The sequence below is a fragment of the Alitabrizicola rongguiensis genome (assembly GCF_021491355.1).
In the GTDB taxonomy this organism is placed as follows: domain Bacteria; phylum Pseudomonadota; class Alphaproteobacteria; order Rhodobacterales; family Rhodobacteraceae; genus Aliitabrizicola; species Aliitabrizicola rongguiensis.
Map to the genome: position 1 here is coordinate 46912 of NZ_JAKENF010000004.1, position 13290 is coordinate 60201.

Annotated in this window: 11 protein-coding genes; 4 read left to right on the top strand and 7 right to left on the bottom strand. The window is 66.5% G+C overall.

Annotation, left to right across the window (positions count from 1 at the left end):
• Positions 1 to 96 precede the first annotated feature (96 nt).
• Both L0V05_RS16255 and L0V05_RS16260 read left to right on the top strand, forming a co-directional pair.
• On the top strand, positions 97 to 1617 hold the full coding sequence (locus L0V05_RS16255; protein WP_234872325.1) for a trimethylamine methyltransferase family protein: 1521 nt from the start codon (positions 97 to 99) through the stop codon (positions 1615 to 1617).
• Entirely contained in the window at positions 1604 to 4042 is a 2439-nt protein-coding gene (locus L0V05_RS16260; protein ID WP_234872327.1) for a GcvT family protein, read from the top strand. Before L0V05_RS16255 ends, L0V05_RS16260 begins: the two co-directional genes overlap by 14 nt.
• Before the next feature lie 4 nt (positions 4043 to 4046).
• On the opposite strand, the gene L0V05_RS16265 is transcribed toward L0V05_RS16260, so the two are convergent.
• The 7 genes from L0V05_RS16265 to L0V05_RS16295 are packed head-to-tail and all read right to left on the bottom strand — an operon-like array spanning position 4047 to position 10085.
• Positions 4047 to 4442 carry a RidA family protein gene (locus L0V05_RS16265; protein ID WP_319937924.1) on the bottom strand — a complete coding sequence of 132 codons (396 nt, stop codon included), beginning with the start codon at positions 4440 to 4442 and terminating at the stop codon, positions 4047 to 4049.
• Entirely contained in the window at positions 4442 to 5851 is a 1410-nt protein-coding gene (locus L0V05_RS16270) for an FAD-binding oxidoreductase (protein ID WP_234872329.1), read from the bottom strand. The genes L0V05_RS16265 and L0V05_RS16270 overlap by 1 nt, the downstream gene beginning before the upstream one ends.
• Before the next feature lie 11 nt (positions 5852 to 5862).
• A complete protein-coding gene (locus L0V05_RS16275; RefSeq protein ID WP_234872330.1) occupies positions 5863 to 7101 on the bottom strand; it encodes an amidohydrolase family protein in 1239 nt (412 codons plus the stop codon).
• Positions 7098 to 7889, bottom strand: coding sequence for a creatininase family protein (locus L0V05_RS16280; protein WP_234872332.1), 792 nt, complete (start codon positions 7887 to 7889; stop codon positions 7098 to 7100). The genes L0V05_RS16275 and L0V05_RS16280 overlap by 4 nt, the downstream gene beginning before the upstream one ends.
• An 8-nt stretch (positions 7890 to 7897) precedes the next feature.
• The gene (locus tag L0V05_RS16285) at positions 7898 to 8494 is read right to left on the bottom strand and encodes an NAD(P)H-dependent oxidoreductase (RefSeq protein WP_234872334.1); all 597 of its coding nucleotides are present in this window, start codon (positions 8492 to 8494) and stop codon (positions 7898 to 7900) included.
• A complete protein-coding gene (locus tag L0V05_RS16290; RefSeq protein WP_234872335.1) occupies positions 8494 to 9375 on the bottom strand; it encodes a DMT family transporter in 882 nt (293 codons plus the stop codon). The genes L0V05_RS16285 and L0V05_RS16290 overlap by 1 nt, the downstream gene beginning before the upstream one ends.
• Entirely contained in the window at positions 9372 to 10085 is a 714-nt protein-coding gene (locus L0V05_RS16295; protein ID WP_234872337.1) for a glutamine amidotransferase-related protein, read from the bottom strand. Before L0V05_RS16295 ends, L0V05_RS16290 begins: the two co-directional genes overlap by 4 nt.
• 411 nt (positions 10086 to 10496) lie before the next feature.
• On the opposite strand from L0V05_RS16295, the gene L0V05_RS16300 reads away from it, so the two are divergent.
• Positions 10497 to 12140, top strand: coding sequence for an ABC transporter substrate-binding protein (locus tag L0V05_RS16300; RefSeq protein WP_234872339.1), 1644 nt, complete (start codon positions 10497 to 10499; stop codon positions 12138 to 12140).
• 69 nt (positions 12141 to 12209) lie between these two features.
• On the top strand, positions 12210 to 13286 hold the full coding sequence (locus L0V05_RS16305) for an ABC transporter permease (RefSeq protein ID WP_234872341.1): 1077 nt from the start codon (positions 12210 to 12212) through the stop codon (positions 13284 to 13286).
• The last annotated feature ends 4 nt before the right edge of the window (positions 13287 to 13290 follow it).

The window sequence follows — 13290 nt, forward strand, 5'->3', positions numbered from 1 at the left end:
GTACCCACAAGGAAAACGGGGTCCAGCCCGTTGTTTCCTTTTCGTGAACGCTTTTGCATCCGCCGCTAGTCTGGTTCCGCAGGCGGGGGGAAGATCATGCGCGAGACGCGGCGGGGACGCAGACAGAAGGCGGGGACAACCATCCCGCAACTGCCATGGGAAGTTGTGCGCAACCCATATCGCCCGCTTGATATCCTGACACCCGAGCAGATGGAGGACCTGCACGGCACCTCGATCCGCATCCTCAAGGAACTCGGCGTCAAGGTGATGGGGGCGAACGCGCGGGCCCTGTTCGCCGCTGCCGGGGCAAGGATCGACGACGACGGGCTGGTGCGGATCGATGAGAGCATCGTCGAGGCCGCCCTCGCTACGGTGCCGAAAGCCTTCACCCTGACCCCGCGCAACCCGGGCCGGCGTGTGCATCTGGGCGGTGATCATCTGGTCTTCGGACTGGTGGCCGGCCCGCCGAACGTGCACGATGCCCTGCGCGGCCGCCGGTCAGGCAACTTGTCGGATTACCGGGATTTCATCCGCCTTGCGCATTACTTCAACGCCGTTCACCTGATCGGCAACCAGGTGACGGCCCCGCAGGAATTGCCTGCGAACAACCGCCATCTCGATACCTATCTCGCCAACCTGACCCTTTCGGAGCTGTCGTTCCATTGCACCGCGATCGGGCGTGGCCGAGCCATGGACGGGATTCGCATGATGGCGATTGCGCGCGGCATCTCGCTGGAGGAGATCGCCCGCGATCCGGGTGTCATCACCATCATCTCGGTCAACTCGCCGCGGCTTCTGGACGATGCGATGGGCGACGGGCTGATCGCCATGGCCGAACACGGCCAGCCCGTGACCATCACCCCATTCACCCTGATGGGTGCGATGACGCCCGTCAGCCTGCCCGCCGCCATGGCGCAGCAGAATGCCGAGGCGCTGTTCGGCGTGGTGCTGACTCAGCTTGTCAAACCCGGTGCGCCAGTCATGTATGGCGCCTTCACCTCGAACGTGGACATGCGGTCGGGCGCCCCCGCCTTCGGCACGCCCGAGAACACCAAGGCCAATGTCATCGCAGGCCAGCTTGCCCGGCGCTATGGCCTGCCCTATCGCACCTCGAACGCCAATGCTTCGAATGCGGTCGATCTGCAGGCGGCCTACGAGACCGCGATGGCCACCTGGGGCGCGGTGATGGGGGGCGCGAACCTGATCTATCATGCGGCGGGCTGGCTGGAAGGCGGGCTCACGGCGAGTTTCGAGAAGCTGATCCTCGACGTGGAGATCCTGCAAAACATGATCGAATTCCTGCGCCCCGTGAAATGGGATGCCGAGGAACTGGGTTTCGACGCGATCCGGGACGTGCCCGCCGGCGGTCATTTCTTCGGCGCCGCCCACACGATGGAACGCTACGAACGCGCCTTCTACCAGCCGATGCTGTCGGACTGGCGCGGATATGAAAACTGGCAGCTTGCCGGCGCAAAGGACGCGTCCGCGCGGGCGACCGACCTCTGGCAGCAGGCGCTGCAGGACTATGAAGAGCCGCCGATGGACCCGGCGATCCGCGAGGAATTGGAAGCTTATGTCGCACGGCGCAAGGAAGAGATCGGCCATGACGAACCCTGAGACCGCGAAACCAAAATCCCACGCCCAGGCGGTCGTCATCGGCGGCGGGCTGATCGGCTGTTCGATCCTTTACCACCTGACCAAGCTGGGCTGGACCGACGTGGTGCTGCTGGAACGCGCGGAACTCACCTCCGGGTCCACCTGGCATGCGGCGGCCAATATCCACGGGCTGCACGACAGCACCAACATCAGCCGCATCCAGCATTACACGATGGGCCTTTACAAGGAGCTCGAGGTCGAGACGGGCCAGGGCTGCGGCATCTTCCAGCCCGGCAGCCTCTATCTGGCGCAGACCGAGGCGCGCGAACACCAGTTGCGCCTGCAGGCTGCCAAGGCGCGCTACTACGGCATGGAGTTCTTCGAGGTCAGCCGGGACGAGGCCGAACGCCTGCACCCGCTGGTCAACTTCGATGGCATCCGCTGCATCATGTACGAACCCCAGGGCGGCAATGTGGACCCCTCGGGCGTCACCATGGCCTATGCCGCAGGCGCGCGCGCACGCGGCGCACAGATCGTCCGCAATTGCCCCGTCTCGGCGACGCGGCCGCAGGCCAACGGGTCGTGGATCGTCGAGACGCCGCTGGGCGATGTGCATACGCAGTGGGTGGTGAACGCGGCTGGCCTCTGGGCGCGCGAGGTGGCCGCGCTGGCGGGGATCACCCTTCCGCTGATGCCGACCGAGCATCAGTATTTCGTCACCGAGACCATCCCCGAGATCGCGGCGATGGACCGCCGCCTGCCATCGGTCGCCGACCGCGACGGCGAATATTACCTGCGGCAGGAAGGCAAGGGCCTGCTGGTCGGCGCCTATGAGCGCGACATGAAGTTCTGGGCCGAGGATGGCACGCCCCAAGGCTTCGGCCACGAACTGTTCGCCGACGACCTGGAGCGGATCGAGCCCAACATTCTGCGCGCCATCGACCGCGTGCCGGCGGTGGGCGGCGCAGGCATCAGGCGGGTCATCAACGGGCCGATGATCTGGTCGCCCGACAGCGCGGCCCTGTTCGGCCCGGTGCCGGAACTGCGCAACTATTTCTGCTGCAATGGCATCATCCCCGGCTTTTCGCAATCGGGCGGGCTGGGGCTGCTGTCGGCGGAATGGATCGTGGAGGGCGAGCCGAAGCTTGACATGTTCGGTTGGGATCTGGCGCGCTTCGGCGCCTGGGCTGGGCGCGACTTCACGCGCGAAAGGGTGCGCGACCAGTATGCCAACCGCTTCAAGATCCATTTCCCGAACGAGGAACGCGCCGCGGGCCGTCCGGTTCGCATACGGCCCGTCTATGCGGTACAGAAGGCCATGGGCGCAGTTTTCGGTCTGAACTACGGCTGGGAACATCCCTTGTGGTTCGCCGCTGACGGTGAGCCGTGCGAAGAAACCATCGGGTTCGAGCGGCAGAACTGGTGGGCCCCCGTGGGGCGCGAGGCGCATATGCTGCGCGACCGGGCGGGGATCATCGACATCTCGAACTTCGCGCGATACCGCATCTCCGGCCCCGCCGCGAAGGACTGGCTGGAGGCTCTGCTTGCCAACCGGATCCCGGCCAATCCGGGCCGGTCCTGCCTTGCCCCGCTGATCGGCAAGCGCGGCGGGATCGCGGGGGATTTCACCGTCACCTGCCTTGCCCCGGACGACTATTTCATGGTCGGCTCGGGCATGGCGGAACGCTATCACAAGCGCTTCTTCGATGCCGTGCCCCAGCCGGCAGGCACCGCGTGGCGCAGCGTGACCGACGCCATGGCGGGGTTCAACATCGCCGGTCCTTTGGCCCGCGACATCCTGCAACGGCTGACCAATGCTGATCTGTCGAACGCCGCTTTCCCCTTCATGCGCTCGGCGCAGATCGAGGTGGCGGGCGTGCCCTGCATCGCACTGCGCGTCAGCTTCACCGGCGATCTGGGCTGGGAGCTGCACTGCGCCGAGGCCGATCAGGCGCGGCTATATGCTGCGCTGCTGGAAGCAGGCAAGGCGGCGGGCGCGGGCCCCGTGGGCAGCCGTGCACTGATGAGTATGCGTGTCGAAAAGGGCTACGGCAGCTGGGGGCGCGACTATTCGCCGGAGTACTGGCCGCACGAGACGGGGCTGGCCGGCCTCGTCAAGCTCGACAAGCCCTTCCTGAACCGCGATGCCTGCGCCGAGGTCATGGCTCGCCCGGCGCGCGAGGTGCTGCGCTATCTGGAGATCGCCGCAACCACGGCGGACGCCACCGGCAACGAACCGATCTTCGACCTGTCGGGCGCGCCTGCGGGCAAGGTCTCGTCCGGGGCCTACGGCTATCACCTCGAAAAGTCGCTGGCGCTGGCCTATCTGCGCCCCGACATCGCGGCGGGGGCCGAGCTTGAGGTGATGATCCTCGGCCGTTCGCACCGCGCCCGGGTGCTGGCCGCGCCGCCCTTCGACCCCGAAGGACGGAGGTTGCGCGGCTGAGGCATCACGCCTCGGCCGCAAGCGCCTCGATCTCGACCACGAACTCGGGCCGGGTGAAGCCCGACACGATCATCAGGGTCGAGGCCGGCACGGGGGTCAACCCCGCCGCCCAGGCATCGCGCGCCGACATGTAGCCCGCCATGTGCGCTCGGTCGGTCACATAGGCATTTAGCCGCAGCACATGGCCCCGGCCCATGCCAACCTCGGCCAGGATACGGTCGATATTGGCCAGACACAGCGCCGCCTGCGCCTCGGCCCCATCGGGCACGGTATCATCCGGGGCCACTCCCAATTGCCCCGAAACCACCAGCAGCCGAGACACCGGTCCGGTCAGCACGGCGTGGGAATAGCGGGCGAAGGGCGGGCGCAGGGCGGGTGGGTTCACGGCCTGCATCGCCATCACCATTCCAGCGCCGCGATGGCCTCTGGCGTCATGTCTTGCACCTTCGGCCAGCTGCGGGTCTTGGCGCTGTTGAGAAGGCCGTAGGGGTCCATCCGCTTTTTTAGCGCCAGTTGCGCCATGTTGGCCTTCTTCATCCCGCCGTCCTCCAGCACGCTCTTGTGCGGGTCCGAGACCGGGCAGCCGTGCGCCTCGTAGATCCCCATGATCTCGTATAGCCGTTCGTCGGTGGTGTATTGCACCAGGGGCAGGTCGAAGGAAACCAGCTTGCCGTCCAGCCGGGCGAATTCGTGGTGCATCCAGACATCGTCGCCCAAGACGGCGAGCAGCTCCTCCACCTTCTCCACCGATACCGGGTCGGGGAAAAGCACCTGAAGATAGGTCACCTTGCGGTCGGTCTTGAGCGCCTGCAAGGTCGTGTGATTATAGGAAAAATCGAACACATGCGGCAACTTGCGGGCCTGACGCTCCTCCTCGTCCATCGCGAGGTCGAGGCTGCCGCCATGTTCGGCCACCAGCGAACGGAAGGCAGGCATCCGGCCGCTGGGGATCAGCGTCACCAGCATCGCGCGGCCCTCGGGGACAATGCCGCGCAGCCGGTCGAAATAGCGCCCGATGCGGGCGTCGAGCGTGGAGCAGAGCTTGCGCCCGATCGACGAGGACGCCAGGGCGATCGCGGCACGGTGACAATCGGGGTAGCTGGCGAAACTGGCGATGCAGCCCACCCAGTCCTCGGCCGGCACGGTGCGCAGGGTCAGTTCGGTAATGACACCGTTGATACCCCAGGCATGGTGGATCAGGTTGATGTCCGCGCCCGTGAAAACATGTTCCACCGGGGTTTCCTCGGCGCTGAGCGCACGGATTTCCAGAATGTTGCCCGGATCGCGCAGCATCCCGTGCGTCACCGTGCCGATGCCCGCCGAGCCGCCCGAGATGAAACCGCCTATGGTTGCCATATCCTGCGTCGAAGGAAAGATCGGGAGTTCCCGCCCCTGTTCCCTCAGCGCCTCGTTCAGCCTCAGGATGTTGCAGCCGGCCTCGACCCGTACCCGGTCCGGGCCGATGTCGAGGATATTCCCCATGGCGGTAGTATCGATGATGAGCCCGCCATCGACCGGAACCGCCTGCCCGTAGTTCCCCGTTCCGCCGCCGCGCAACACCACCGGCGTACGGTGGCGGGCGGCGACCGACAGACAATGCGCCATCTCGGCCGGGGTTGCGGGCCGGGCGACCAGATCGCCGAAGCAGGATTTCAGCTGGCGGTCCAGGATCGGCGAATACCAGAAGAAATCGCGACTGCGCTTTTTCACCAGCACCGACTCGGCGATAACCTCGACGGGCGCAAGTTCGGCAGCGATGGCGGACCAGTCCAGATCGGATTTGCCAGAGATCGAGGTGGGATGAGGCATGGAGGGGTCTTTCAGCCTGGGGTAAGGGAGGAAAGCCGGCTACGGCCGGGGGTGGCCAGCAGATCGGCCATGTTGGAGGCTTCGGTCAGGATGAGGTCGGCCACGCCGGCACGGTCGATCTCAACGGGCGCGGCCCCCATGGCGCGGGCGGCGTTGGTGGTGACGAGCGGCAGCCAGCGCTCGAACGGCGGGTCGAGATGAAGCGCCGGCACGGCAAGGCCCAGAATGGCCAGCAGGTCATGCGTGCCGAGCGGAAAGAAGGCGTCGCGTACGTTGTCGCAGCCCAGCGCCACATTGACTCCGGCATCCGCCAGTTCGTGCAGCCGGGTGATCCCGCGCCGGTCGGGCGTGGCGCCTGTCACCCGATGTTGCAGATACAGGTTGGTCGTCGGCAGGCTGACCACCGAAATCCCGGCACGCGCGACCTTGTCCAGCGTCGCAGCGAGGTCCGCCCCGGCAAGATTGGCCAGGCTCGACGCATGTCCGCAGAGCACCGGCCCCAGATGCCTGTGCTGCAGCATCGCTTCCGCGATGAGCGACAGGCCGTTCATCCCGGGCTCCAGCCCTTCATCCACATGGAAATCGAGCGGCAGGCCGAAGCTGTCCGCCAGATCGACAGCGGCGGCTATGGCGGTGGCACGATCCGGTTGCAGCGACACGAACAGCCCCAGCACCCCACCGTCCCGTGCGATGCGAGCAGCGATGCCACGTGCGGTGTCGGGGTCGGCCAGGACGGGGGTGTCGATCAGCGCCGAGAGTTGCAGGTCGATCCGGTCCGACCAATCGCGTGCCAGATCCACCATGACCGGCCAGGCCAGCGGCACGGCGGCGGGATCTGTTCCGGTGCCCCAATCGACGTGACTGCGCACACGGGTCACGCCGGCGGCGCAAAGCTCTTCGAGGCCCCGCTCGGCGCGGGCGCGGATGTCGGTCTCGGTCCACCGCGCCTTGTCGCGGCCCTGCGCGGCGATGGCCGCCACCAGATCACCGCCGATTCCCGGCAGGCGGTGGGCGGTGTGGCATTTGTCCAGATGCACATGCGGGTCGGACAACGCGGGCAACAGGATGCGGCCTCGCCCCTCGATGCGCGGCAGGTCGGGCCAGTGACCCAGTCCGGCCACGCGCCCCTGCCGGATCAGGAGATCGCCGCGGCGAAAGCCGCCCTCCGGCTTGCCTCCGAAGCGGTCGGGATCGACCAGCAGGCAGGTGGGCACCTGGACGTCCGTCAGCACGAAGTCCGGCCGGGTCATTCGCGCGCCCCGTGTGCGAAGCGGTCGAATTCGGCCAGCGCCTCGGCCAGACCGCGCGCAGCACCATCAAGCAGCGCCTCGCCCTTCCCGGCTGTGGCGGCGGCGGCATTACCCACGGCGCCCGCGCGTGTCAGGTCGCCGATCAGCCAGCCCGGAACAACCGGCCGCCCGAGCCCGAGCCGCCCGTTGCCCGCGGTCCAGCCTTCGTGTGCCGATGCAAAGTCCCGGGCATGCTCCATCCGTACCCGGCCCGGAAAGGCGGCCAGCATGGCGCTCGTCTCCACGTCGCCACCGTGCAGGCCGCGCGCGGCCTCGGGCGCGCCGACGATGGCGGCGGCATCCACCAGTTCGTCCCACATGCAATGGGCGGTCACTAATCCGTGGCGCGCGCGCAGGTCGCGGCAGGCGATCTCGAGCACCGCGCGATTGCCGCCATGGCCGTTGAGGATCATTAGCTTGCCGATCCCCGCCCGCGCCAGCGAAGCGCCGATATCGTCCAGGACGGCCAAGAGGGTAGCCGCCGACAGCGACAGCGTGCCCGCCACCGCTTCGTGTTCGGTGCTCTTGCCATAGGGCAGGACGGGCAGCGCCAGCACTGTCAGATTGGGGTCGATCAGGGCAATGGCGCGGGCGACCACCGCCCCGGCCAGATCGGCATCGGTGCCGGTGCCGAGGTGGGGCCCATGCTGTTCCACCGCCCCGATGGGCAGAAGGGCGATGGCGCGGGCGCGGTCCAGCGCGGCGATCTCGGGCGCGGTCAGTGCGCCCCATTCTGCGATGCGGCCCATGTGCCCCCCTAGACCGGGATGCGGGCGATCCGCGCCCGCACCTTTTCGATGTAGCGCCGACGTTGCGCGTCGGTCGTGGTGTCCATCTCGTGCAGGCCCAGCCAGAAGGTCCGGGTGCGCGCCGCCGTGCAGAACCGCAAGCCGCGCAAGAGGATCTTGCGCCCCGGCGCGCCCATGAGAAAGGTCCAGAACCACCGCGGCGAACCCAGCGTGGTGACGACCCCGATCAGGCGCACATTCGTCAGGGCCGGGCGCATCGGCTGGTCTGGCGTCGGCACGGTGAAAGTGACACCGGGCCGCCAGACCCGATCCATCCAGCCCTTGAGCATCGCAGGCTGCGAATACCACCAGGTCGGATAGACGAAGATCAGGCCTTCGGCCCACCTGAGATGCGCGATATGGGCGGCGACCACCGGGGCGGGCGGGCCATCGTCATGATAGCTTCGCCGCTCATCGGCGGACATCACCGGGTCGAAACCCTCGGCGTAGAGGTCGAGCAGTCGCACGTCGTGGCCCGCCTGTCGCGCGGTGTCCACCACGGTGCGGCACAGCTCGCTGTTGAAACTCTCGGGCACCGGATGGGCGTGGATCACCAGAAGGCGCATCAGGCAGCCTCCGCCTCGGGGCTGCGCAGGGCCCACAGCGCATGGCCCAGCACCGCCGCCACGATCATCGCCCCGCCGACCAAGCTGGCCCGGCCGGGATCTTCACCGATCACGGCCCAGACCAGAAGCGGACCGAGGATGATTTCCAGCAGCGTCATCATCGACACCTCCGGCGCGGTCAGATAGCGCGGGCCAAGCGACAAGAGGCCGACGGCCAGTGGCAAGATCACCGCCCCGCTCACGATAAGCCAGAGGATCTGCCGCCCCTCCATCGGCGAGAAATCCGCCAGCGGCACCGCCAGCGCCGCGCCCAGAAAGTAACCCGCGATCAGGGCCGGGAACATGTCTTGCCGTCCTGCCTTGCGCAGGGCGACGTAAAAACAGGCCAGCGCTAACGCATTCGCCAGGGCCATCAGGTCGCCCCAGAGCCGCCCGCCGCCCAGGCCGCCGGCGGCAACGACCAGCACGCCGGCAAAGGCAAGGGCGATGGCCACCAGAGTCGTGCGCCCGATCCGCTCGCCCAGCAAGGCCCAGGACAGCACCGCCGCAATGAAGGGGGCGGTCGCCGTCATCAGCAGGGCATTGGCGGCACTTGTGCCCTGAACGGCGGCACAGAAGGCCACCAGCCCGAACCCTTGCATCAGCACGACGATGGCCCCGGGCAGGGTTGCCAGCACCGCGAAGGACGGAAACCGCCCCCCGATCAGCCAAAGCGCCGCGAGCGACACCGTCCCGGCCAGCAGGCCACGAAACACCGCGACCGCGATCAGATCGCCCCCCACCAGCCGCAGGACCAGCACATCCGGCACAAAGACCAGCACACCCAGACCTGTGATCAGCAGGCCATAGGCCTGAGGGTTGCGCGCGGCCAGTGCTCTCATGTCCGTTCCTGCGGCTGCCCGGTGCCGAAAAGCCGGCGCAGAAAGGCATAGAACCAGTCTGCCTGTGCCGCGTCATGCTGCATCATCAGCCGGTCCTGCTCCTCACGCGTCTGGGCGCCGGGCTGGCCGTAGGCGGCCCAGGGTCGCCCCTGCCAGCGTCGGAACCCCTCGATCGTCACCTCGGGGTGGAACTGCAGGCCGTAAACCCTGTCGCCGACGCGGAAGGCCTGATTGGGATAGAGCGGGCTTGCGGCCAGATGCACCGCGCCTTCGGGAATGTCGAAGGTGTGAAAATGCGCCTGCACCATGTGCAGCGTATCCGGCAGGAAATCGCGGCCCTGATCGGTGGCCGAGATCGGGTAGTAGCCGAATTCGTGCAAGCCTTCCGGTACCGGCCCGACCTTCGCCCCCAAAAGGCGCGCGATCTGCTGCGCGCCCTGACAGATGCCGAGGATCGGAAGACCGCGGTCCATGCAGGCGCGGATCCAGCGCGCTTCGTCCTGCAGGAACGGGTGCAGATGCTCGTCGAAGACGTTGAACGGCCCGCCATAGATCACCGTTCCGGCCAGCTCAGGCCAGGGTTCACCCAGGACATCGCCCTTGAACGGCTTGCGGATAAGTGGGTTGAACCCGTTTTCGACGGCGAAGGTCACGACCCGGTCATCAGGCGGATCGTCGCCGTGCCGCACCAGCACAAGATCACGTTTCATCATCTCCCTTTCCAGGATCGATGTTGCGTGGCCCTGAGGATGTCCTGTGCCAGAGGTTTCAGGAAAAGATGCACGGCGTCTGCCACGGGTCAAGGGGGTTTGCCGAAAATGGGCCGATTGCCCGGTTTCCGGGCAGGCAGCACCGATCGCAACCGGATGGTAGACAGGATGCTTGACAGGATGGCGTCCCATCACGCAGCATCCGGCCTACCCACTGGCGATAGGGTTAAGATGGCCGTCACCTTGTTTGCAAGGATCCGGCATCATGTGCACCGATCGCATCTTGCTCCCTCTCATTGGCCTCAAGGGTCGTGACCAGTGCGGATCGGCAATCTCTGCGGCGCAGGCTTATTGCGGTGCAGGTTGCGTGTCGGATTCCTTCCTTGTCTTGCCCCAATGAAGGATCTTCCGATGGCACCCATCTCCCCGAAATCCGACCGCTCTCTTCACGCCCGGTTCCGCCGCCTCATGGGCGGCGCTGCCGTGGACCGGCGCGAATTTCTTGCCCTTGCCACCACGTTCGGCGCCACGACCGTTGTGGCCTATGGAATGCTGGGATTGCCAGCACCCGCCCATGCGCAAGCCACCCCGAAACGTGGCGGCACTCTGCGCATGGCGATGACGGTCAAGGAACTGAAGGACCCGATGCTGATGGACTGGACCGAGATGGGCAACCTGGCGCGGCCCATGCTGGACAACCTGGTCCGCTATACGCAGGATTTCACCTTCGAACCCCAGCTTCTGGACCGCTGGGAGGTGAACGACGACGCGACCACCTATGTCCTTCGCCTGCGCCCCGGCGTGACCTGGACCAATGGCGATGCCTTCACCGCCGATGACGTGGTGTTCAACCTGACCCGCTGGTGCGACACCACGATTGCCGGGAACTCGATGGCCGGCCGCATGTCGGCGCTGATCGACGAAGCCACCGGCAAGGCGCGCGAGGGCGCCATCACCCGGACCGACGACATGACGGTGACCGTGCAGATGGCGCGGCCCGACATCGCCTTCATCTCGAACCTCGCCGATTATCCGGCGCTGATTGTCCACCGTGGCTTCGACGGCACGGTCGATACGGCCAAGGGCGGATTTGTCGGCACCGGCGCCTTCGAAATGGAAAGATACGCTGTGGGAGAGCGCGCCACCTACCGCCGCCGGACTTCGGGTGCCTGGTGGGGCGGTGAGGCGCATCTCGACGGGGTGGAGTTTATCGATCTCGGCGGCGATCCCGCGACCGAGGCGGCGGCCTTCGGCGGCGGCGAGATCGACGCCAACTATGCCACCGCTACGGACTATTACGATGTGTTGACCGGCCTTGGCCTGACCCTGCACGAAACCGCCTCGGCCAACACGCAGATGCTGCGGATGAACGTCACCCAGCCGCCCTACGACGATATCCGCGTGCGCCGCGCCTTGCAGATGGTGATCGACGCGCCCAAAATGTTGCAGATCGCGCTGTCGGGGCGCGGGACGCTGGCGGAAAACCACCATGTTGCGCCACTCCACCCGGAATATTTCGACCTGCCCGAGAAGCCGGAGCAGAACATCGCCGAGGCGATGCGCCTGCTGGCCGAGGCGGGCCAGGCCGACACCGAGTTCGAACTGATCTCGGTCGATGCCGATTATCTGCGCCTGCCTGCCGATGCCTTTGCCGGCCAGATGCGCGAGGCGGGGTTGAAGATCAAGCGAACGATCATTCCGGGGTCGAGCTACTGGAACGACTGGACAAAGTATCCGCTGGCTTCCACCTCGTGGTCGATGCGTCCGCTGGGTGTGCAGGTGCTGGATCTGGCCTATCGCTCGGGGGTGGCCTGGAACGAGACGGGCCACTCCAACCCGGAGTTCGACGCCGCGCTGGATCGGGCCCTGGCCACGGCCGATGTCGAGAAGCGCCGCGCGATCATGGGCGATCTGGAACGGATGCTGCAGGACAGCGGTGTGCTGATCCAGCCCTTCTGGTCCAGCATGGGCCGCCATGCCACACCGGCCGTGCAAGGCTTGGGGATGCATCCCACCTTCGTGGTCGATTGCGCGCAGGTCTGGCTGGATGCCTGATTGCGGCAATTCAGACCGCAGGGAAAGGGGGGGCCTCCCCCCTTTCGCCAGCGCGCGCCGAGGTGGGTCATGATCGGCTTTGCGCTCAGGCGCCTGGGAATCCTTGTGCTGACGATGTTGTTTCTGGCCTCGATGGTGTTCTGGCTGACCAATCTGCCCTCGAGCCTCAAGAAGATGGCGAAAAGCGAGGCCAGCGTGCGGATGAGCGACGCCGATGTGGACCTCTGGCTAAGCCAGAACGGCTATGACCGGCCGCTGACCGCGCGTTTCGGGGAATGGCTGGGGGTGCTGCCCGCCTGGCAGCCCGAGACCGAATCAACCCTGCCCGGGCGCTGCGCCGCGGTCGCGGCCGACGGCGGGCAGCCGTTCTGCGGAGCGCTACAGGGGCATCTGGGCCGCTCTACCGTCTTCGACATGCCGGTTTCCGATGTCATTGCGCCCAAACTGGCCGCTACAGGCTGGCTAATGCTCTATTCGATGCTGATCCTGACCCTTGGCGGGATCGGGCTTGGGGTGGTCGCGGGGATCCGCGAAGGTTCGGCGACCGACCGCATCGTCTCGGCCCTGGCCATCGCCTCGACCGCGACGCCGGATTATGTCTGGGCCGTACTGCTGGTCGTCACCTTCGCCTCGGCGACTTCCGGTGTGTCGCCGATCCTGAGGGACTGGGGCCTGATCGACACGCCGACGCTTTTGCTCGGCACGGCCACCAGCGCCGAGACGGCGATCGACTTTCGAAACTTCACCCTGCCGGTTCTGGCCATCGGGCTTTACGGGGTGGGCTATATCGCGAGCATCACCCGCGCCTCGATGGTCGAGGTGATGAAGGCGCAATATATCCGGACGGCCCGTCTGAAAGGGCTGGGCTTGGGCCGCATCGTCCTTCGCCACGCGCTGCGCAACGCGCTGATCGTCCCGGTGACGGTCGTCATGCTGCAGTTCCCCTGGCTTCTGAACGGCGTGGTGATCATCGAGATCATCTTCAACTACAAGGGGTTCGGCTGGCTTGTCGTGCAGGCGGCCGGCAACAACGACATCGAGCTGCTGATGGGCTGCGCCATGGTCGCGGCGGTAATCGTGCTCATCACGCAATTGGTGTCGGACATCGCCTATACCCTTCTCAACCCGCGCCTCCGGTTCGGCTGAAGGC

Coding starts and splice junctions, on each gene's coding strand:
- L0V05_RS16290 (WP_234872335.1), bottom strand. CDS start 9,375: ATGAGAGCACTGGCCGCGCGCAACCCTCAGGCCTATGGCCTGCTGATC.
- L0V05_RS16285 (WP_234872334.1), bottom strand. CDS start 8,494: ATGCGCCTTCTGGTGATCCACGCCCATCCGGTGCCCGAGAGTTTCAAC.
- L0V05_RS16280 (WP_234872332.1), bottom strand. CDS start 7,889: ATGGGCCGCATCGCAGAATGGGGCGCACTGACCGCGCCCGAGATCGCC.
- L0V05_RS16305 (WP_234872341.1), top strand. CDS start 12,210: ATGATCGGCTTTGCGCTCAGGCGCCTGGGAATCCTTGTGCTGACGATG.
- L0V05_RS16260 (WP_234872327.1), top strand. CDS start 1,604: ATGACGAACCCTGAGACCGCGAAACCAAAATCCCACGCCCAGGCGGTC.
- L0V05_RS16255 (WP_234872325.1), top strand. CDS start 97: ATGCGCGAGACGCGGCGGGGACGCAGACAGAAGGCGGGGACAACCATC.
- L0V05_RS16270 (WP_234872329.1), bottom strand. CDS start 5,851: ATGCCTCATCCCACCTCGATCTCTGGCAAATCCGATCTGGACTGGTCC.
- L0V05_RS16295 (WP_234872337.1), bottom strand. CDS start 10,085: ATGAAACGTGATCTTGTGCTGGTGCGGCACGGCGACGATCCGCCTGAT.
- L0V05_RS16265 (WP_319937924.1), bottom strand. CDS start 4,442: ATGGCGATGCAGGCCGTGAACCCACCCGCCCTGCGCCCGCCCTTCGCC.
- L0V05_RS16300 (WP_234872339.1), top strand. CDS start 10,497: ATGGCACCCATCTCCCCGAAATCCGACCGCTCTCTTCACGCCCGGTTC.
- L0V05_RS16275 (WP_234872330.1), bottom strand. CDS start 7,101: ATGACCCGGCCGGACTTCGTGCTGACGGACGTCCAGGTGCCCACCTGC.